At 37.9% G+C, this 22327-nt stretch carries 20 protein-coding genes; all 20 read right to left on the reverse strand.

All coding sequences use genetic code 11. The features are described from left to right. Positions 1–3 precede the first annotated feature (3 nt). The gene (locus tag IGK86_RS08410) at positions 4–486 is read right to left on the reverse strand and encodes a MogA/MoaB family molybdenum cofactor biosynthesis protein (RefSeq protein WP_016617289.1); all 483 of its coding nucleotides are present in this window, start codon (positions 484–486) and stop codon (positions 4–6) included. Continuing rightward, positions 479–913, reverse strand: coding sequence for an MOSC domain-containing protein (locus IGK86_RS08415; protein WP_002357714.1), 435 nt, complete (start codon positions 911–913; stop codon positions 479–481). Before IGK86_RS08415 ends, IGK86_RS08410 begins: the two co-directional genes overlap by 8 nt. 2 nt (positions 914–915) lie before the next feature. Then, positions 916–1890: a GTP 3',8-cyclase MoaA gene (moaA, locus tag IGK86_RS08420; RefSeq protein ID WP_080114602.1), complete on the reverse strand. Its 975-nt coding sequence runs from the start codon at positions 1888–1890 to the stop codon at positions 916–918. Further along, positions 1887–2396, reverse strand: coding sequence for a cyclic pyranopterin monophosphate synthase MoaC (moaC, locus tag IGK86_RS08425; RefSeq protein ID WP_002366623.1), 510 nt, complete (start codon positions 2394–2396; stop codon positions 1887–1889). Before moaC ends, moaA begins: the two co-directional genes overlap by 4 nt. Positions 2397–2894: 498 nt before the next feature. Further along, positions 2895–4097 carry a molybdopterin molybdotransferase MoeA gene (locus IGK86_RS08430; protein ID WP_010713440.1) on the reverse strand — a complete coding sequence of 401 codons (1203 nt, stop codon included), beginning with the start codon at positions 4095–4097 and terminating at the stop codon, positions 2895–2897. A 17-nt stretch (positions 4098–4114) separates the two neighbouring features. Next, positions 4115–6835, reverse strand: coding sequence for a formate dehydrogenase subunit alpha (gene fdhF / locus IGK86_RS08435; RefSeq protein ID WP_104877077.1), 2721 nt, complete (start codon positions 6833–6835; stop codon positions 4115–4117). Positions 6836–6837: 2 nt separating this feature from the next. Continuing rightward, entirely contained in the window at positions 6838–8136 is a 1299-nt protein-coding gene (locus tag IGK86_RS08440) for a complex I 51 kDa subunit family protein (RefSeq protein WP_010775812.1), read from the reverse strand. Between the two features lie 11 nt (positions 8137–8147). Continuing rightward, entirely contained in the window at positions 8148–8636 is a 489-nt protein-coding gene (locus tag IGK86_RS08445) for an NADH-quinone oxidoreductase subunit NuoE family protein (protein ID WP_002357722.1), read from the reverse strand. Beyond that, a complete protein-coding gene (locus tag IGK86_RS08450) occupies positions 8624–9205 on the reverse strand; it encodes a hypothetical protein (RefSeq protein WP_002378323.1) in 582 nt (193 codons plus the stop codon). Before IGK86_RS08450 ends, IGK86_RS08445 begins: the two co-directional genes overlap by 13 nt. Continuing rightward, complete coding sequence (locus IGK86_RS08455) at positions 9195–10019, reverse strand: formate/nitrite transporter family protein (RefSeq protein WP_010775809.1); 825 nt, start codon at positions 10017–10019, stop codon at positions 9195–9197. The genes IGK86_RS08450 and IGK86_RS08455 overlap by 11 nt, the downstream gene beginning before the upstream one ends. A gap of 15 nt (positions 10020–10034) precedes the next feature. After that, positions 10035–10610: a molybdenum cofactor guanylyltransferase gene (mobA, locus tag IGK86_RS08460; protein WP_002361748.1), complete on the reverse strand. Its 576-nt coding sequence runs from the start codon at positions 10608–10610 to the stop codon at positions 10035–10037. Between the two features lie 140 nt (positions 10611–10750). Next, positions 10751–11779 carry a lysylphosphatidylglycerol synthase transmembrane domain-containing protein gene (locus IGK86_RS08465; RefSeq protein WP_002360426.1) on the reverse strand — a complete coding sequence of 343 codons (1029 nt, stop codon included), beginning with the start codon at positions 11777–11779 and terminating at the stop codon, positions 10751–10753. A gap of 19 nt (positions 11780–11798) precedes the next feature. Then, positions 11799–12065, reverse strand: coding sequence for a DUF1294 domain-containing protein (locus IGK86_RS08470; protein ID WP_002357729.1), 267 nt, complete (start codon positions 12063–12065; stop codon positions 11799–11801). 145 nt (positions 12066–12210) lie between these two features. Continuing rightward, a complete protein-coding gene (gene pepT, locus IGK86_RS08475) occupies positions 12211–13440 on the reverse strand; it encodes a peptidase T (RefSeq protein WP_002360428.1) in 1230 nt (409 codons plus the stop codon). 29 nt (positions 13441–13469) lie between these two features. Continuing rightward, on the reverse strand, positions 13470–14588 hold the full coding sequence (locus IGK86_RS08480) for a Nif3-like dinuclear metal center hexameric protein (protein WP_002374954.1): 1119 nt from the start codon (positions 14586–14588) through the stop codon (positions 13470–13472). Then, positions 14572–15288 (reverse strand): tRNA (adenine(22)-N(1))-methyltransferase, encoded by a 717-nt coding sequence (locus IGK86_RS08485; protein WP_002360431.1) that lies wholly within the window; start codon positions 15286–15288, stop codon positions 14572–14574. Before IGK86_RS08485 ends, IGK86_RS08480 begins: the two co-directional genes overlap by 17 nt. Positions 15289–15490: 202 nt before the next feature. Then, complete coding sequence (alaS, locus tag IGK86_RS08490) at positions 15491–18133, reverse strand: alanine--tRNA ligase (RefSeq protein WP_002366615.1); 2643 nt, start codon at positions 18131–18133, stop codon at positions 15491–15493. Positions 18134–18478: 345 nt separating this feature from the next. After that, positions 18479–19162: a helix-turn-helix domain-containing protein gene (locus tag IGK86_RS08495; protein ID WP_002374960.1), complete on the reverse strand. Its 684-nt coding sequence runs from the start codon at positions 19160–19162 to the stop codon at positions 18479–18481. A gap of 548 nt (positions 19163–19710) precedes the next feature. Continuing rightward, the gene (locus IGK86_RS08500) at positions 19711–21069 is read right to left on the reverse strand and encodes a DEAD/DEAH box helicase (protein ID WP_016617282.1); all 1359 of its coding nucleotides are present in this window, start codon (positions 21067–21069) and stop codon (positions 19711–19713) included. Between the two features lie 53 nt (positions 21070–21122). Then, entirely contained in the window at positions 21123–22304 is a 1182-nt protein-coding gene (locus tag IGK86_RS08505) for a VanZ family protein (protein ID WP_002357739.1), read from the reverse strand. Positions 22305–22327: the final 23 nt, after the last annotated feature.

A 22327-nucleotide genomic window follows, 5' to 3' on the forward strand; every position in this document is an offset into this window, starting at 1 on the left:
GGTTTATTCCTCATCATGTATGATTTTTTTATTTGTGATTAAATCCAAAGCGTGGGGCAAAACAGGCAACAAAAAATGCAAATGTTCTGTTACACTTTTTGGACTACCAGGCAAATTAACAATGAGCGTGCGTCCTCTTTGAACAGAAACGCCTCGACTTAACATAGCAAATGGTGTTTTTTCCAAGCTAAGTTGACGCAAGCCCTCACTGATCCCAGGAATGATTCGCTCTGCTACACGTAAGGTAGCTTCTGGGGTCCGATCCCGTTCACTCAACCCTGTGCCGCCTGTCGTTAAAATCAAATCACAGGTATTAGACCACTCTTGCAATAGCTCTACTAATTGATTTTCTTCATCTGGTAAAATGGTTTGTTTGGTTACCTGGTAGAGCGCAGGTAACTGTTCACGAATCAAGGAACCCGATTGGTCGACAGCAAGTCCTTGAAAGCAACGATCACTTAATGTTACAATGCCCACTTTAAACAACGTCTAACTGGTCTCCTTTTTTAATATGACCTTCTGTCACAACAACTGCAAAGATTCCTTCTCTAGGCATGATGCAATCGCCCACTCGCGCATAAATCTGACAGTGTTTATGGCACTCTTTCCCAATTTGAGTAACCACCAATTCGGAATCGCCTATTTTCATTTTCGTTCCAACAGGTAATTGACGTAAATCAATCCCTGAGACGATTATGTTTTCCCCGAAAGCACCATTGCCAACCCGAGCTCCTTTTTCATTGAAAGCCGTTATTTCTTCAAAAGATAACAAACTGACTTGTCGATGCCAATTCCCGCCGTGCGCATCATTTTCTAATCCGAAACCTTTAATTAAGTTGACTTCAGGAATTTCCTTTTTCTGTGTGCCTCTTCGTGGGCTAATATTTATTGCAATAATTTCTCCTGTTTTCATACTTACCCTCCTATTTGTGACATAAATCGTTGTTCTCCTTGTTGTTCCAAGAAAAGATGTTTTTCAGGCTTACAGGCAATGCCACTCTTGATAATCCCTAACAATTCTGCTGTTTGTTCCTTAGCTAAAGCTTCCTTTAACGAGTAGCCGTCTGCAGAATGCAGGCACGTTTTTAAATGGCCGTCTGCAGTAATTCGAATTCGATTGCACGTCTCGCAAAAACAATGCCCTAATGCACTAATAAAACCTATTTTTCCTTTAAAATCTTTTAAGGCGTAATAACTAGCAGGGCCATTGCCCAATGGTTTTTGGTATGGTTGTAACGTTCCATAATGTTTGGTTAAAATGTCTTCTACTTCTTCTTGTTGCTTACCTGGATGCTCCTTCCCTAATCCAATTGGCATCATTTCAATGAAACGAAGATGCACAGTCTCTTTCTTAGCGATTTCAGCCAGTTCTACAATTGTTGCTTCACTTAGCTCTTTCCTAGCTACAGTATTAATTTTGATATTAGGTAATCCCACATCAATCGCTTGTTCTAAGCCCGCCAGAACATTCCTTAACTGACCAACTCTTGTTATTTCTCGAAATTCTTCTGGATCCAAAGTGTCTAAGCTAATATTAATGCCGTCCAAGCCCACCTCTTTTAACCCTTGAGCCTCACGAGCTAACTTCATGCCATTAGTCGTTAGGGTTACTTTTTCGATGCCTGAGATTTGCTTTATCCTTTTAATTAAAGAGAGTAAATTTGGTCTAACAAGCGGTTCACCACCTGTTAATTTAACTTTTTTGATGCCTTCTTTCGCTAATATCCTCAGTAAAAAAATAATCTCATCATCTGTTAGAAGCTGCTCTTTTTTTAAAAAGCAAAGACCTGTTGCTGGCATGCAATACGTGCAACGTAAGTCACAACGATCTGTTAAAGACAAACGAACATAATCAATTTCACGGTTAAATGCATCTTTCATGCTGTTCACTCATCACTTTCCTTTGATTTAATTGAAGAACGAATGAAATGACCACTACGTCCACCATTTTTCTCTAATAAACCAATGTTTGTCATTGTCATTCCTCGATCAATTGCTTTACACATGTCATAAATTGTTAAGAGTGCTGCCTGCACACCTGTTAGCGCTTCCATTTCAACGCCAGTTGAACCCACTGTTTTTGTAAAGCAACGTACTTCTAAACAAGTTTGATTGCGCCAATCAAACTGAATTTCACACTTTGTCAAAGCAACCAAATGACACAAAGGAATCCATTCAAACGTTCGTTTTGCGGCGGTAATCCCAGCGACTCTTGCTACCTGTAATACTTCACCTTTTTTAATCATTTGGGTCTGGATCGCTTCTGCTGTCGCTTCCAACATGTGAATTTCTCCATAAGCGAGGGCTGTTCTTTCAGTGTCATTTTTTTCCGAAATATCAACCATATGCACTTCTCCTTGTGTATTCAAGTGCGTAAATTCCTTACTTTGAACCATTTCTCCACCTCACATTTGACATTTGTTAACGTTTACACAATACTTCTTTTTCAAGTGTATCACTCTTGCATCAAAAAAACAATCTGGCATCCACAATTTTTTTTAGCGAGAAATCGAAGTTAAAAAAGTTAAGCGACAAAAATTACGTGCTTCGCTTAGCCTGACCAGACTTTTGTCTAAGTCTTAAAACTTGATAAGCAATAAGAGGTCGGGACAGAAGTGCTTATTTCCGAAGGACCTTCACCAAGTAGGTACGATGATTTCATCTGTTCATGCTTCACAGTGAAACATCGCAACTCTTAGAGCTGTAGCTCTTTTGAAGGCTGTACTGTGACGAGACGCATGTCGAGAAAACACCTTAGAAGTTGTTGAGATCGGAGCAACGCGTAGTGTTGGTTCTGTTCCCGCCGTTTATCAATTTTTAAGCCTGGAACAAAAATTCAAAGTGATTTTTGTTCCAGGCTCTTACTTTCATACTAATCTTAGGTCAGGTTGTCATCAAGTTTGCCAATAATAGACTTTTACAAGCGCGCCTTTTTTGAGTAGTACACCAGCTGGTTGTTCTAGTAAGCAATTTGTTTCTAAAGTATTTGATAAATTGGATGAAAGATGACTTTTTGTCACTAAATTTACTTTGCCATCTATTTCTTTCGCTCGGTAAAATCGACGTAGTCTACTGGGGGCTAATTCATGCGCTAAAATTACTGTTCGTTCCTTTAGATTTAACTCGACACAATTAAAAAAAGTAGCTAATAATGTCCAGTAAAAAAGATGTAAATTAACCATTGCCGCAAACGGATTGCCTGAAACGCTTAAAATGAGTGTTTCTTGAAATTGACTTCCCATAACTGGGGTTCCAGGTTTCATATTTACAAAATGAAACAACTCTGTTCCTCCGATACGTTTAATCGCTAAAGGTAAATTGTCCTTTTCACCTACCGAAACACCACCACAAGTAATTAATAAATCAAGTTTTGGTGAAATCTCAATCAGCCTCTTCGCTAATTCTTCAGGGTCATCTGAACAATGGTCTAGGTGGATTACTTCATTGCCACTCGCTTTGACAAAAGCTGCTAACATGTAGAGATTACTATTATAAATTTTCCCAACTGACAGCGGTTCTTCCAAAGAAACTAACTCACTACCCGTCGCTAAAATCCCCACCTTCATGCGCTTCAATACAACAACTTTATCAATCCCTTGCATTGCCAACAGACCAATCATGCGACTATTAATCTGTTGATGTTTTGCTAAAATTTTTTGCTGAAAAGCAATATCTTCTCCAATTTCCGCATAGTTTTGGCCCGCAGTGACAGAGCGAAAAATTTTAACATGGTCCTGCCCAAAATCCGTCCATTCTTGTGGCACTACAGCATCAAAATCGGTTGGAATAAAAGCACCTGTCGTTATTTTAATCGCACAGTTATTCGTCTGATTACAATAAAACATGGAATCCCCTGCCACTAAAGAACCGACGACTTTTAAACAACTTGGGCTTTCAGCAGTCGCACCTCGTGTTTCTACTGCACGAACGGCATACCCATCCATCCCGGCACGAGGAAAATGAGGAATCGCTGTCTCTGCAAAAATGGTTTCTCCGCTAATCCGCCCCAAGGAATCAAGCAGCGCCACTTCTTCTGTTTCACATTGACTCTTCATATGTTGGGTCATTTTCTCTCGTGCTTCTTCCAACTCGATCATGTTTTAACCATCCTTTTTTATTTATTCACTGGTTTAATCGCAACGGCACAAACTTTATATTCAGGAATTGTGGCGATATCATCAAATACAGCATTGGTGATTTCGTTAACATTCCCATCTGGAAAATGGAATGTCATAAAGACTTCTTGCGGAAATACTCGATTTCCGACAGCCGCATAGGTTTCAATTTTGCCACGTCGAGAATGAACTTCAACTTTGTCACCTTCTTGGATTCCCAGAGCTTGTGCATCGACGGCATTTATCTCAATATAAGAGTGATTCGCTATTTGGTTAATCCCTTCCGTTCGTCCTGTCATTGCTCGGGTATTGTAATGGTAAAGCATTCGGCCTGTCGACATTAAATACGGGTACTCTTCATCTGGTAATTCTTGTGCTTGCTTATACGGAATTGCTTTAAATAAACCTTTCCCACGAGCAAAACTGCCCACATGCATAATCGGCGTACCTGGATCTGTCAAGCTCCGACAAGGCCATTGTAAGCTCTCCTTCTCTAATCGTTCATAATTAATTCCACCAAACGAAGGCGTCACAGCTGAAATTTCTTTCATAATTTCTTTTGCAGATTCATACGCACAAGGATAGCCCATCCGTGTCATGACTTCACAAAAAATTTCATAGTCTTCTCGCGCTTGTCCCCTTGGTTCAACAGCTTTACGGACTCTTTGCACGCGCCGTTCTGTATTTGTAAATGTCCCGTCTTTTTCTGCATAACTGATGCCTGGTAAAACGACATCTGCATAAGCAGCCGTTTCGGTCATAAATAATTCTTGAACAACTAAAAAGTCTAAACTTTCTAAAGCTTGACGAACATGTCCTGTGTCTGGATCCGTAACAATTGGATCTTCTCCAAAAATATAAAGGCCTTTGACGTTTCCTGCCGTTGCTGCTGGCAAGACTTTAGTAGAAGTTAAACCTGTGTTTCGATTTAACGGCACATGCCAAGCTTTTTCAAATTTGTCGATTACTTCTGGATTATTGACTTTTTGATAGCCTGGGAAATCATAAGGCATACAGCCCATATCGCAAGCACCTTGAACATTATTTTGACCTCGCAAAGGATTGACACCACAGCCTGGTTTTCCAACTTTACCAACCAACATTGCCAAATTAGACATACTCATAACACCCTCAGTTCCTGTCGAATGTTCCGTTACGCCTAAACAATAAATGATTGGTGCTTTCTCTGCTTTTGCATACATGCGTGCTGCTTGAATTAAATCTTCTGGATGAATATGACAAATTTCTGCGACTTTTTCCGGCGTATAATCAGCCACCATTTTTTCTAAATCTAAAAATCCTTCTGTCCGTTCTTCAATAAAATGGCGATCTGCTAAACCTTCTTTCAAAATCACATGCATCATGCCATTAGCAAATGCGACATTCGTTCCCGCCTGAACTTGTAAATGCAGCGCACTATCCTTCACTAAGTTAATTTTCCGCGGATCAACAACAACAACTTGCGTTCCTCTTTGGATGGCTTGGCGAATTTGCGCACCAATAACTGGATGAGCTTCTTCTGGATTGGAACCTACTAATAAAATCATGTCGACATCTTCAGTGATATCAGCAATAGGATTAGTCATCGCACCAGAGCCTAAGGTTTGGGCTAAACCATGGACCGAAGCCGAATGACAAACACGGGCACAGTTATCAACATTATTGGTACCAAAAGCAGCACGCACCATTTTTTGAAAGACATAATTATCTTCATTTGTCGCTCTAGAGCACGAAAAACCAGCAAGAGCATCCGGACCGTTTTCTGCTTTAATTTCGTTAAATTTTGACGAAACAAGCGTTAAGGCTTCTTCCCAAGAAGCAGGTTCAAAAATGCCATTCCGTTTAATTAATGGCTCCGTTAAGCGATCTCCTGACCCAACAAATTTATATGAAGCAAATTTTCCTTTCACACAAAGTAAATTTTTATTAGCTGGTCCATCCAGGGGTTCAACACCCACCAAACGATTATTTTTAACGAGTAAATTCATCTGACAGCCTGTCCCACAATGTGGACAAGTTGTAGGAATTTTCTGGGTTTCCCATTTGCGGTACTCTTTCGTATCTTTTGCTGTTAACGCTCCTGTAGGACAGGAAGAGACACAATTGCCACATGATTCACAGATAGATTGATCAAACGCCTGCCCATAACTTGGCATCATTTTTGTTTCAAAGCCACGATTAGCAATACTAAGTACATCTCTTCCCTGCCGCAATTGACAGACACGAGCACAACGACGACACATGATACACTTTTCTGGATCATAAGAGAAAAATGGATTACTGGTATCTTCTTGATGGCAAGGCATTCTTTTTCCCTCGGTAAAGCTAGTGGCATCAATCCCATAATCTAGCGCATACTGTTGTAATTGACAATCCCCGTTTTTTCCACAAGAAAAACATTCTAATTTATGATTACTCAATAATAAATCAAGAATAAAACGTCTGGAATCAACAACTTTTTCAGAATGTGTTGACACAACCATGTCCTCTTGACAATGTGCCGTACAAGCAGTTGTTAAGCCACCACGTCGGCCGCCTTCCACCTCAACCACGCACATCCGACAAGAACCATCAGGTGCTAATTCCTTTAAATGACAGAGCGTTGGAATTTCAACACCTAGCGTTTTCGCTGCTTCGAGAATAGTAGTCCCTTTAGGCACAGTTACTTCTTGGTTATCAATAGACAACGTAACTGTTTGCGTATGCAACTTTGTTTTCATTTTTACCAACCTCCTTTGCTGGTGGCATAGATTTCTGTTTCAGCAGTCGTTTCAAATTCTTCTGGAAACAAAGCCAATGCACTCTTCATTGAAGTTGCGACGGATTGGCCCAAACCACAAGCTGATAATCGCGTGACATGCGTGAGCATCTTTTCCAATCGTGGCAAATCACTAGCTGTTGCCTCTTTCCGATTGAATTTACTCAATAATTCCAAAATCCTAGTTGTTCCCAATCGACAAGGGGTGCATTTACCACAGGACTCATGAGCAAAAAAGGCCGCTACGTGTACTAAATAGTCCACAACATTGACTGAATCATCCATTACTACAATTGCACCAGAGCCGACAGATAAGTCATGGGCCCATAAATCTTCGTAAGAATACAAACAATCCGTTAACGTTGAGACAGCACCAATTGGACCGGATTGTCCACCGAAATGAATAAATTTTAATGCTCGACCAGTTGCAGAGCCTCCGCCGTATTGCTCGCCATAAATTATTTCTTCTAATGGTGTTCCAAGGTTGACCTCGTATAAGCCCCGATTTTTAATATGTCCAGACAAACAAATTAGCTTTGTGCCGCCACCATCGGCAGTACCCATCTCTAAAAAGGCTTGTCCACCTTCTCGTAAAATTACAGGAACACTTGCAAATGATTCAACATTATTTACTAATGTTGGTTGCAAATATAAACCAACATCTGCTAAGTGTGGTGGTTTGACACGCGGCCGCCCCGTTTTTCCTTCAATTGAATTTAAAAGTGCTGAATTTTCCCCACAAATATAGGCGCCAGCACCAGAAATAATCGTAATATCATAATTAAATCCTTCAATTCCTAAAATGTTTTCCCCTAAAAAGCCAGCTTGTCGTGCATTATCCAGTGCTTCTTGAAATGTTTTTTGGATTCTGCGATATTCTCCTCGCATATAAATATAACCTGCTTTTGCTGAAAATAAATAGCCAGCAATGATCATTCCTTCAATCACACTCAATGGATCTTCAGATAAAAGTACTTTATCCTTAAAGGTCCCTGGTTCGCCTTCATCAGCATTACAAACAATGTACTTTGTGGTTCCTTTTGCATGATAAAGATGGCGCCATTTTTTTCCTAAAGGATAGGCTGCTCCACCGCGACCTCTTAAGTGCGCAATATCCAGTTCGTTTAAAATTTCTTCATCCGATAGTGAAATTGCTCTTTTTAAACCATCAAATCCATCGTATTTACAATATTCAGAAACATCGGTCGCAGATTGCATTTTCCCCATTCTCTCTAATAACATTGGTTGGTTTCTCTTAAGCATTGACTCACCTCCTACAGTCCTTCATAGCAATCATTTTGTAAATGTTGAATTAATTGATAAATTTTCTCTTCTGTTAGTTGACTAAAAACGGTGTCCTTAATTTTAATTACTGGACCTAAATCACAAGCCCCGATACAAGGAATACTGTGATACATAAATAAGCCATCTGGGGTCGGCTGATTCTCTGGCACTTCTAAAATGGTTTCTAATACCTCTGCAACCATCGCCCCACCAGTATAATGACACGGTGTGCTGTTACAAATCTTCAAGACATACTTCGCTTGCGGTTCCGTCTTTAAAATGGCATAAAAACTGACGATTTCATAGACTCGCGCTTCCGTTAAATGTAGATGCTCTGCAACTAATTGAGCTGTTTCCTGATCGATATACCCTTCCTCTGAAGCAAATTGTAATTCAATTAAAATATTTAAAATTCGTTGTGGATCAGCATCGTTTTCTAGAATAATCGCTTCTTTTTCAATTAAGCTTAATGCACACATTCCTTTTTATTCCCCCTTTTTAGTGAAACTTGAAGTTGTTCTCCTTGATAATAGATACGCAATTCTTTTGGTATTTCAGCAGATAGTAAACAAAAATCGGCTTTATCTATAACATTTTTTGCTGATTCTTTTTGGCGATTCTGGTTATTCATCATAAGAAATAGTCCTGGCTGCACAACATTACGTAATGAATTTGATTCACAAATGATTAATGCTTGGGCCGGCACAGCTTTCAGAAATTGCTGAATGGCTTCCGCCAAATTTTCTTGAAAAACTTTCAATAGAAAAACTTTTTGACAACCTGCAGCTAATAATTTCATGGTATCTTTATTGCCAATCGTCTCTTGCTCTTCTACTAATTCATAACCAGCTGTAATACTGGTACAAATTCCGCATCCTTTTGTGCCTCGTTGACACACCCCTCGTTGACCACTAATCGTAATAATCTTCAAGCCATAAATTGGATAGACTTCTTGGTACTGTTTAATAAGAGCTTCGGCTAATGTCGTTTTGCCACTATTCCGACCAGTAGATCCAATTTGAATCATATTTGGTACCTCAATTGCCATAGAGCTCCTCCGTCTGAATCGTTTTCTCAACTCTTGGTTTGACAGTTGCTGGTTTTGTCATAAAGATCAATGGTACGGCCATAAAAAGACTGCCCCCTACCGCATTGCCTAAAAATACCCATAGTGTATTTTGCAAATAATCCCACCAACTGATTGTGGTGCTTTGTGAAAAAATTGCCGCTGGAATAATAAACGCATTGGCGACCACGTGTTGAAACCCACAAACAACGAAAACCATGACAGGAAACCACAAGCCAAACATTTTACCTAAATATGATTTTGCCAACGCTCCGAGATAAACCGCTAAACAAACAAAAATATTACAGCCAATCCCTGAAACAAAAGCAACTAGCGGTGGATCAGCAATTTTCGCCTGAGCAACTGCGACTGTTTTATCCAGAAACGCACCTTCAGTTAACCCAACAATATGGCCAAATAAATACGCCACAAGAAATCCGCCTAGACAATTGGTCAATAAAACAACTAGCCAGTTATAACAAAGAGTGCCCACTCGAACCTTTTTCTGTAATACGCCTAATGTCATTACCATCATATTGCCTGTTGCTAACTCACCACCAACAAAAGTAAGCGCTATCAATCCAACTGGAAATAAAGCTCCACCCAGAAAGTTGTTAAAACTTCCCCATTCTGTGGGGGCGGTTCCAGTGATACGAATAAACGCCAAGTAACCCAGTGCAATACAAAAACCAGCCATGATGCCTAAAATACAGAGTCGAACAAACGATAATTTCCCTTTCATTTTTGCCTTATCACCTAAGCTTGCAACTATTTCTTCACTACTGAAAAAATCCATTACGATTCCTCCTTTTTATCGATACCACTGAGACAATTCTTCTTTTCGATTGACATTTTTAAGTTGATTCTCTTTTGATAGTTGCACCGTTTTTACAGATAGATGCTCAAATTCTTGCCGAATCTGATAGTTATTTTGCGCAAGCTGTTTTTGAAATGTTGGTAAACAAGAACATCGATAAAAGCCAAATAATGGTTCTTGACGACCTTCAAAGTCAAAGATTGTTACTTGATTTTGTCCACGCTTAGAGGCTAACTGATACACAAGTTTAGGAGAAAAAGTTGGTATATCACAGGCAATTACAAACACTTCAGCTTTCTGAGTATAGTTCATTGCTGTCACAATCCCACCTAATGGCCCCTTTCCAAGATACATATCTTGAATGATTGTGCATTTTCTAAACGCCTTAGGAAATTTTTGACTATCATTCGTTACTAAAATAACCTCTTCGAACAGTTCCATTAACTTTTCAGCTGTTTGCAAGATCACGTATTGGCCTTGAATTTTCAATAATGCTTTATCAAATCCCATCCGTGAACTTTTCCCGCCGCATAACAGCACTGCTGTACAATCAGCAATAATTTTCGCCACCCCTTTAACATAATTTTTATTAGTTCAAAAAAATATTTTTTAGCCATGTATTAAGTCTATTATAAGACATCCCTCGTACAAGTCAATTCCTTTTAAAAAAAAAGAACGAGAAAAAGAGTCGCTCTTTTTCTCGTTCTAACTTATTCATCTGTTTGACGTTTTATTTCTTCAATCTCAATGCGTAATGATTTTCGTTTCTCAATGGCGACATAAACCAAGCCAATCAAAAAGGGTAACACAAAGCTACCAAATCGATACAGTAAAACAGATGCTACAGCATCAACATTGCCGACCAATGGTTTAAACAACAATAAGTAAACAAATTCAAATGGACCAATGCCAGCAGGTGTCGGAATAACTCCTGAAAGAATAACAGCAAAACTGGTAAAGGACATCACTAATAATAAATCAATATTCGGGTGATTTTCTACTAAAACAATGTAAGGAATAATGTACCAAAATAATAATTTAAATACATTCCATGAAAAGATTCGAAGCAACGCTGAGCGATCTTGTGTAATTGTTTGGACAGCCGCACGCAAGGAATAGATTTGTAAATTACAATTATCCACCCAATCTCTTAGTTTTGGTCGTTTAAACCAACGATTGGCAAACTTAACCAATAAAACTTGCAACTTTAAGCTACTAGATAAAATAAGTAATGCTGCAATTATTACTAATGTTAAAATAACACCTGCTAAAATGAATGGAATCATTTTAGGCGCATTTTCATAAAACAGGGAAAATTGAATAATCAAACCAATAATTGCTAAAAAAATCACGGCTGCTTTGTACATAATCATATGTAATGCCGTTATCCCCACACTTTTAGAAACAGGAATTCCCTTTTTCTTATAAAAATAAATTTCTGAAAGCAAGGTTCCCGTGCCAAATGAAATAATCCGATAAAATGCTACATAACAAGAAGTAAAAAAACCATCCACTGTTGTAAAGTCTTTGTTAAAATAACGAGCTATTTCCTTGATTGAGCGCCCTTCTGCAAATTGATAAACTACTCCAAAAAAAATAACAGCAATCAGCACCAGCCAACTCGTTTCCATCAGTTGAGCAAAAATATCACTTAATGAATTATCCATGACATAAAAGATTACGCCTAAAACGATAATCATTAACAACATATTTAAGCCAATTTTTACTTTTCCTTTCATCGCTTCTCCTTTTTTGTTCTTACTTAAACGTTAGATAGATGCAACTAATCATCGCGATTACGCCAATTGAATAACACAATGCAAAAACTGGTTTTTGGGTTTTATGATGAAATTTCTTTTGTCCCATTAGCCCACCTAGACCGCCACCGACAAGTCCTATCGTCAATAAGCGGCGTTCTGGAATACGCCAGTCCCCACGTTTTGCTTGTTTTTTATCATAACCCATCATACTAAACAATACTAAATTAATGACGAGGAAATAAATGATTACTATCCACTGAAGCATTCTTTCTGGCCTCCTAACTAGTTACTGTACTAGGATACCTTGTTCTGATTCTAATTGCAAAAAAATTTTCAATGACTCATGAAACTACAACAGGAAAGTAAGCTCTCGGTTGCCCGTTTTCTTACTTTCCTATTGAGTACCTCATTTATTTTGCATTTAATTCAGCAATTTTAATAATCACATTGGTCGCTTTTTCCATGGCTTGTAATGAAACAAATTCAAAACGGCCATGCATATTTTCGCCACCAGCAAAGATATTTGGTGTTGGAATCCCTAAATAAGAAATTTTTGAGCCATCCGTTCCACCGCGAACAGGTTCAATAATTGGTTGAATTGACAATTCTTCCATTGCTTGTTTAGCAATTTCGACAATGGACATATCTTTTTCAATCACTTCTCGCATATTATAGTATTGATCAAATAAATCAACTTTGATTCGTTCTTCATCAAATGGTGCATTCAATGTTTGCTGAATTTCTTTAATTTTAGCTTTACGTGCTTCAAAAATCTCGCGATTGTGATCGCGAATAATATACGTCATTGTAGCTTCTTCTGGCGTTCCAGCAAACGCTGCTAAATGATAAAAGCCTTCTTCACCTGCTGTTTTTTCTGGAACTTCGTCAGCAGGTAAGGCATTATGGAAATCAATTCCTAGTTGTAACGCATTAATCATTGTATTTTTCGCCGTTCCTGGATGAACGTTTTTCCCTTGAATTGTAATTTCTGCTTGCGCCGCATTAAACGTTTCAAATTGTAATTCACCTACTGGCCCACCATCCATTGTATAAGCAAAATCCACGTTAAATTGAGCGACATCAAATTTGTCGGCACCTACACCAATTTCTTCGTCAGGACCGAAAGCCACACGAATGGTGCCATGCTTAATTTCTGGGTGATTAATTAAATATTCCATGGCTGTCATTATTTCCGCAATACCTGATTTATCATCAGCCCCTAATAAAGTGGTACCATCGGTTGTGATAAGTGTTTCACCACGATAATTTTTTAAGTTAGGAAAGTCTTTCGTATTTAAAGTGAATTTGCCTTCTTTATCTAAAGGAATCGTTGATTCTCCGTCATAGTTCTCAACAATTTGCGGAGAAACATTCACTGCATTAAAATCAGCCGTATCCATATGGGCAATAAAGCCGATTGAACGAACGTCTTTCTCCACGTTACTAGGTAACGTAGCAATCACAAAACCATTTGTTTCGTTATAAATAACATCGCTCATCCCTAATTCTTCTAATTCTTTTTTTAAGGTTTGTGCAAAGGCTACTTGTGTTTGTGTTGATGGTGTCGTTGTGCTAGTTGCATCTGAGCGTGTTTCTGTTTTCACATAGCGTAAAAAACGAGGTAATAGATTTTCATACATAAAAGAACACTCCTTTAATCTTCATTTTTTTATTTAAAACGAAATGGGTTGGTATTCGCTTCTGATTCAAAAATGGATACAGCCCACTCATTTTCTTGTTTCCATTGATTCATTAATTCCACAAGTTTTGGCTTACAAAGCGCTTCAATGTAATGACCAGGATCGATGACTGGTAAATCTTCAGCAATCATGTCATGTGCCGTATGATAATACACATCACCAGTAATATAGACATCGGCTTGTTTACGTAATGCATCATGATAGAATTTTTCACCACTTCCACCACAAATGGCTACCCGTTGAATCATTTTAGTATCATCTTTTGCAATGACCCGCAAGCCATCCAATTGGAAAGCTTCCTTGACTTGCTGTACAAAATCAGAGAGTCTCACAGGCTTGTCTAATACTCCAACCCGACCTAAACCAAATTCTTTTGATTGATTTTCAATGGTATAAACATCATACGCCGGTTCTTCATAAGGATGCGCCTGTAACATAGCTGCAAGAACTTGTTCTTGCTTAGTTTCAGGGAAAATCACTTCGATTTTTGCTTCTTGGACGACACTTTCTTGACCAATTTCGCCAATCGTGGGATTTGCTCCTTGTGTTGGTGTAAAACGTCCTGTTCCAATTAAAGAGTAACTTGTTTTAGAATAATCACCTTGAGACCCGGCGCCAGCTAGACCTAAAGCTTCTCTCATTTGCGGAGCTTCATCAATTGGCACAAAAACGGCTAATTTTTTATAAGGAACAGTATGTGTTTTAGTTAAAAAGGTGGTCTGTTTAATTCCCAATAATTCACAAAACCAATCGTTTAAGCCATTGTCAATAATATCCATGTTAGTATGCGCTGCATAAACAGCAATATCGTGTTTTAATAAATCAGCGTACATTTTTTCTTGAAAATTATCTGTGGTTAATCGCTTAACTGGGCGGAAAATAGGTGGGTGTTTCGCAATAATTAAATCAACCTGCTTCTCAATTGCTTCTGCAACGACCTCAGGACGAACATCTAAGGTAACCATCACATTTTCAATTGGTTTATCTAACGTACCAATGTGCAAGCCCACAGGATCTCCCGTTTCTGCTAACCATTCGGGACAATAGTCATTGAAGCGTCGAATCAATGTCTTACCGTTCACAGCCATTGGCCAGCACCTCCTCAATTAATTGTTGGTCTTGCTGTAGTTTTACTTGTTTTTCAATATGTTCTCCACTTGCTTTTGCTAGTTGTGCAAGAACAGTTTTGCGCTGTTTTAATTCTCTTTGCCATTTTTTAGTAAAAACCGGTCCTTGTTTTTTTATTAAAACTGGCCCAAATAGTAATTCTTGGTCCGTATAAGAAACGGATTGCTCTGTTTTTTCGGCTACGATAATTTCATACAATTTACGGTTTTCTTCCACGATTGTTTCATCAATAATACTGTAGTCATTTGCCATTAACCAGCGGCGTAAAGTTGGTTCACCAATATTCGGTTGTAAAACAAGGCGTTCCTTCCCTGTTAAACGATTTTTTTTGCGTCCAGCTTCTAAAATATCTCGGATTAATGTGCCGCCCATTCCACAAATACTAATGACGTCTATTTGATCTTCAGGTTCAATTGCATCTAGCCCGTTCGCTAAACGTACGATAATTTTATCCGTCAAATTGGATTTACTGACTTGGGTTTTGGCAGATTGATAAGGGCCTTCCACCACTTCCCCAGCCACAGCAAAAGACAGTTTATTTTCTAACATTAAAGCAACTGGTAAATAAGCATGGTCTGAACCAATGTCTGCTAAGCGACTTCCTCTAGGGATTAAGTCACCAACCGTTGCGAGACGTTTTGATAATTGATTTTCATTCATATTTTTGATTCCTCCGTTGCTTATTATACCATTGTCAATTGAAGATGAAAACTTACACATTCGTGCAATCTACTGTTTTCTCTCCCTAATCACTTATAAAAAAGAACCCCCTTCAAAATCAATTTCATAACCTTGAAGAGGGCTGTCATTATTGCTATAAAGAGCATTCTCCTTATATTAATAATAGGGAAAACATTTTTAATTAGGCATTTGCCAACCAGTTTTCAACTTCTGCTAAGGCATCCGCAATCCCTGCTGGATTTTTCCCACCAGCTTGAGCCATATCAGGACGACCACCGCCGCCACCGCCAACTTTTGGCGCAATTGCTTTGATTAAGTCACCGGCTTTTAAGCCTTTTCCGTTCATGTCTTTTGTCATAGCCGCTAACAAGCTTACTTTTTCATCTTGTGCAGTTGCTAGAACTAGTACATCAGACAATTCTTTTTGTTTCCATTGGTCAGCCAATTGGCGTAATTGATTCATGTCTTTAACATTGACTTGAGCGGCAATATAACGAACACCGTTGACGTCTTTGACATCTTTAAAAATGTCACCAGCTTGTTGGTTCGCTAATTTGCCTGCCAATTGTTCGTTTTCTTTTTGTAGATCACGTAATTGTTGTTGCAATTGCTCTGTTTTCGTAACCACTTCTTTTAATTGAGGTGATTTAACTAGTGTAGCAATCTCTTTCAATTGACGTTCTTCTTCTTGTAAAAGTTGATACGCTTCTTTACTCGTCACTGCCTCAATACGGCGTACTCCTGCACCAATCCCAGATTCAGAAACAATTTTGAAAATCCCGATATCTTCTGTATTAGCAACATGTGTTCCACCACATAATTCGATAGAGTAATCCCCAATATTAACTACACGGACTTCTTTGCCATATTTTTCGCCAAATAACGCCATTGCGCCCATGTTTTTCGCTGTATCAATATCTGTTTCAATTGTGACAACAGGAATAGCTTCCCAGATTTTTTCGTTAACGATGGCTTCCATCCGCGCTAGTTCTTCTGATGTAACTTGCCCAAAATGAGTAAAGTCAAAACGTAGATGTCCTGGTGCAACTAATGAGCCTGCTTGGTTGGCATGCTCCCCTAACACATCTTTTAAAGCACGATGCAATAAATGGGTTGCCGTATGGTTTTTCAAAATACGTGTCCGCATCCGTTCGTCCACTTGCAATTGATAAATTTGACCTTCTGCTAATGGCGCCAAAACTTCTACTTTGTGTAAAAATTGACCGTTTGGTGCTTTTTTCACATCCACCACGTTGGCAACGACTTCCCCTGCGGTATTTTTTACATAGCCGCGGTCAGCAATTTGTCCACCCATTTCAGCATAAAATGGTGTTTCAGCAAAAATTAATTCGGCTGTTCCTGCAGATGCTTCATTTACTAGTGCGTCACCTTGAATAATAACAAATAATTCACTATCATGTGTTAATTCTGTATAGCCAACAAATTTACTTTCTACTTTAATATCTGTTAATAAAGCAGATTGAACACCCATTGAAGTTTCTTTACTGCGGGCAGAACGAGCACGTTCACGCTGTGCTTCCATTTCTGTTTCAAACCCAGCATGGTCGACTTTCAAGCCTTCATCTTCTGCAACTTCTTCCGTTAATTCTACGGGGAAGCCAAAAGTATCATAAAGTTTGAAGATAATTTTTCCATCTAATGTATCGCCTTTTGCATCTTTAACTTCTTTAATAACCTCATTTAACATGCTTAAACCTTCATTGATGGTTTCATGGAAACGTTCTTCCTCTGTCCGAACCACTTTTTCGATGAAGTCTTTTTGTTGTAATACTTCTGGATAGTAGCTTACCATGATTTCGCCAACAACAGGCACTAATTTGTATAAAAAGGCTTCATTAATGCCTAATTTTTTCCCGTGCATTACCGCACGACGTAATAAACGACGTAACACATAGCCACGACCTTCATTTGAAGGAAGCGCACCATCACCAATTGCAAAGGATAAAGCACGAATATGGTCAGCAATCACTTTAAAGGAAACATCCGTTTGTGGTGCATCTCCATATTTCACGTTGGTTCCTAAAGCTTCTACCGCATGAATGATTGGCATAAATAAATCAGTTTCAAAATTTGTTGGTGCATCTTGAATGATAGATACAACACGTTCCAAGCCCATCCCCGTATCAATGTTTTTATGTGGTAATGGTTCATACGTATCTTCTGGTGTATGGTTAAATTCAGAGAACACTAAGTTCCAAATTTCTAAATAGCGTTCATTTTCGCCACCAGGATAATTTTCTGGATCATCTTCTGGAATATCTAAAAATTCTTCGCCGCGATCATAAAAGATTTCCGTATCCGGACCACTTGGACCAGCACCGATATCCCAGAAGTTATCTTCTACATCAATAATATGGTCTTCAGATAAACCAACTTCATCACGCCAAATGCGTTTTGCTTCTGTATCTTTCGGATAAACAGTCACATATAATTTTTCTGGGTCAAAAGCAAGCCATTCAGCACCAGTTAAAAATTCCCAGGCCCAGTGAATCGCTTCATTTTTAAAATAATCTCCAATTGAGAAGTTCCCTAACATTTCAAACATTGTATGATGACGAGCCGTTTTCCCAACATTCTCAATATCATTTGTACGAATAGATTTTTGAGCATTCGTAATTCTTGGATTTTCTGGCACAACAGAGCCATCAAAATATTTTTTCAAGGTTGCAACACCAGAGTTAATCCATAATAATGTTGGATCGTTTACTGGTACTAAAGAAGCGCTTGGTTCTACTGAATGTCCTTTAGACTTAAAGAAGTCTAAATACATTTGGCGAACTTGACTACTTGTTAATTCTTTCATTGATTTTCCTACTTTCTATTAATAATTAACTATTTATGTTTTGTACCCTCTTAAGTGGCAGATTGTGAACACAAAAAACACCATTGCAGTCAAGGACGATTGCTCGCGGTACCACCTTGATTGCAATGATGTTGGATCATTACCTCTTAAGCTCTATAACGCAGAGTCGCGTTGATATTTCTATCAAGTCCATCTAAAGGGAGCAAGTAAATTTATCTGATGCCCTTCTCTCAGCAATGAACGGCTTTCTGTAATCAAAATAAGATTCCTCATATCCTTTAGCTTATAGTCAAAAGTATAAGAAAGATCTGCTAAAAAGTCAATTGTTTTCGTAGGAATCTTTCCTTACTGAGCTGTTTCAAATAACGTTTGCTCTAAATAAGGCAAAATTTGTTCATTTATTTGATACCCTTTTCCCCAAGAGGTTGTAATAATCTCTTCGTTCATACCTGCATCACTAAATTTTTGTTTCACTCGTTTACATACGAAAGACAGCTGCGATTTTGTAGAAGCATCTGGTTCTTTCTGCCAAAGCAAGCGACAAATTTGATCACGATCCAACCCTTCGTGGGCATGCTGATACAAGATTTTTAAAAAGCGTTGTTCGTTTTTTGTAAAGCGAATCTTTTTTACTTGGTCATCAAGTAGCTCGGCTGTGACTTCGGCAAAACTTTGATCGACAGTGTCAATTTTTTCACGAATATCTTCCAATGAATCTTTGAGGCCTAACCACCGGATAATACCTCTTTCCTGCCAAATCTCCGCTTCACGTTTATTACACATCGATTGTGAACGTCGATAAATCGGCTTCTCTAACGATGAAAGACTTCCTAATAATCTCAAGCAATCGTTCTGAGAAAGTGTTTCGCTTAATACAATTGCATCAAAATAATTAAAAAAAGTTAACTCATGTTCTATAGTTTCTTCAAAGCAGTTCGTACAAAAGACTTCATAATTTAAATGTTGTAATTGCTGCTGAAATGTTTGCTCAACTAAAATGTTCTTTGTTAATACCAAAATCCTTCTCATTTCTTCTTTCCTCCTAAAAATTCTCTCTGCTACCAATAACTAAACGCACCAACCAAACTACGTTACCAAATTGCGTGTTTCCTCCAGCGATTGATTAATAAACACCTTTTTATCTTCATCTCTCTTCGCTCCTTTATTCTTTATTTTGGTGGTTATTTATATTATATTAGAAAATGAATTTTTTTGTGTGTAAAATTTTTTTATCCTCCGTAAAAAAAAATGAATTTCCTTTAATATCAGCTAATAAAGCCGATTTTTTAACAAAAAAAGAGCCGAAACTTCCTACTTTTTGCTAAAACACGCCAAAAATTCTGTAATTTTATTATTTTTTTCTTGAGAAAACATCAAAATGTTGGTTCTAAACACCAACATTTTGATGTTTTTAACAAAAATCTTTACAATTAATTGGTAAATTTCTCTACTTTTAGCAATAGTCACTTTAAAAAAAGAGTTATTTTAAAAGTGACTTAAATATTTATCATATAAAAAAGTAAGGGACGAGAATCTTTACGATTCTCGTCCCTTACTTTAAATAATCCACAACAATGTTAGTTAGAAGAATTCTTTTTTGCTTTTCTAGCAGAACGATCTTTTTGACGACGTTCAATTTTACGTTTTTTCTTATTGCTGTCTTCAATTGCCCAATTAATTTTTTTCTTGTATCCTGGTTTAATTTTTTTCTTTTTCTTTTTCACTAAACCAATTAACGTTGGATCTAATTCTTCTCGAGATTTTTCTCGTTTTGTTCGACGGTTGCGATCATACGTCTCTACAATCTCACCATTTTTAATTTCTTTTGGTTTGAAAGAAACACCTAATTGCTCAATCTGAGTAATCGCTTCATCATCTGCTGGTGAATATAATGTTATGGCAGTCCCATTCAATCCATTACGCCCTGTACGGCCAACCCGATGGATAAAGAAATCCAATTCATGTGGAACTTCTGCATTGATGACATGTGAAACCCCTTCAATATCAATCCCACGTGCGGCTAAATCAGTAGCTACCACATATTGGTAGTCAAGATTTTGAACTTGACGCATCACACGTTTTCTTTCGCGTGGTGTGATGTCTCCATGAATTTTGGCAACTTTTAGGCCCTGATCTTTTAAGTAATCGGTGATTTCATCAACTCTTTGTTTAGTATTTGCAAAAACAATCGCTAAATAAGGATGCCCGATAGTCAATAATTGATAAATTATTTGATTGCTGTTTTTTCCTTTGGTGGAAATCAACCAATTGTCAATTGTTTCTGAAATAACTGCTTTTGGTTTGATATGTTCAATCACTGGATTTTCTAAATATTTTTTTAAAAATGGTCGTAATTTTTCTGGAATGGTTGCAGAAAAAACGAGCATTTGTAATTTTTCTGGCAAACGACCTGCAATTTGATCGACTTCTGCTAAAAAGCCCATATCTAATGTCATGTCTGCTTCATCGACAACAAAAGCAAAAGCCGTATGCACTTTCAAGGCTTGTTCATTCATCATATCTAAAATCCGCCCTGGTGTACCAATCACCATATGAGGTTGTTGATGCTTTAATTTATTTAATTGACGTTGTTTATCTGTTCCGCCAACAAAATTTGACACTCGAATTTCTGGTTGACTGAAACGAGCCAGTTGCTGCGCTTCTTGATAAATTTGATTGGCTAATTCACGACTAGGCGCAGTAATCACAATTTGCACTTCGTCGATAGTTGGCTTAACTTTATCCATTAATGGAAGTAAAAAAGTATGCGTCTTTCCACTTCCTGTTTGCGATTGTCCAATGACACTTTTCCCTTTCTTAATGATTGGGATTAATTTTTCTTGGACTTCTGTTGGTTCTTCAAACCCTTTTTCTGCGAGTGCTTCGTTGATAAAAGGTTGAAATTGAAATTGTTTAAATGAAGGCACTTGCCTCACCTCTTCTCGTTAAATTCTTTATGCACTTTGGCATTATAACATAAAAACAACTTTTACTCACCTGCTGATTCCTTTGTTTTCGCAACTTCTAATGTACTGACTGTATAAGTATGGCTGGCTTTTTCATAAAACAAACGCCGTTTTTTACGAATCAAGGTTAACAAAACGTTGATCAAAAACAGTAAATATAAAATTAAACAGAACAAATACAGAAGCAGTGACACCATTTGCAACATCCGATTAGAAGAATTCAATAAATCAGTGGCATTGGCTAGATAAATACTAATTAAACCATACACAAAATACAAATAACCGTAGCGAACAAACAAGGCTTTTAAACGAATTTTTTCATGTCCTGTTTCAACCACCCGAATGCGAACAACTTTTTTCCCTAACGTTTGACCGTTTGTCAGTTTCATCATGACGATAAAGACCGCAAAAACCATGATAAAGAACCACATCCGATCTGAAAAAATCGGATAATTGGTTGCCCAATTTTTATAAGCTGGAATGAAATTTAGTCCAAAAACGAGCAGGCCTTGCACAAAGCCAATCACCAACCAATCAATCCCCCATGCAAAGAAACGTCTTAACAGGCTAACTGTCTGCCCTTTTTCATAAGAGGTGGCATCAATTTCTTCTCTTGTTGGCAATAAAAAGGTAAAGAGTGGCGTCAACCAATAACCAACTATGCCTCCGACGGTATTATTAATTAAATCATTGACATCCGCCAAGCGATACGAACGTGGATAAATAAAATAAAGGCCAGATAACTGTGTTAATTCAAAAAATAATGACAATAAAAAACTCGCAAGAACTGTTTTTAAAAATGAACATTTGAAATAATACCGTAAATACACACCAAAAGGTAAAACTAATAAAACATTAAACAGTGGTTCTAAAACGGCATGCTGTTTTAATGCTGGCAAATACGTACTAGGATCTTTGAGCGAAAAAACAGTTTCGTTTAAAATCCCTGAAATAAAATGAAAAGGCCGCAGTTCCATTGTTGGTCCTGTGTATTGAGCCACTTCTGCCCGAGATGGCAACGGTAAAATCACCAAGAAATAGGCACATAATAAATAAAAAACAAATGAATACAAAATCATTGCTCGTGTCCAAACAAAGGAACCATATTTGCGGTATTCATAGATTAATAATGCCCCAGAAATAAAAAATGCTAGAAACGGGAAAATAATGATTGCCCATTTAATTGGTTCGCTATATACTGCCATAAAAATTCCTCCAAGATAAACAA

It is taken from the genome of Enterococcus sp. DIV1206 (assembly GCF_051712485.1).
Lineage (GTDB): Bacteria > Bacillota > Bacilli > Lactobacillales > Enterococcaceae > Enterococcus > Enterococcus faecalis.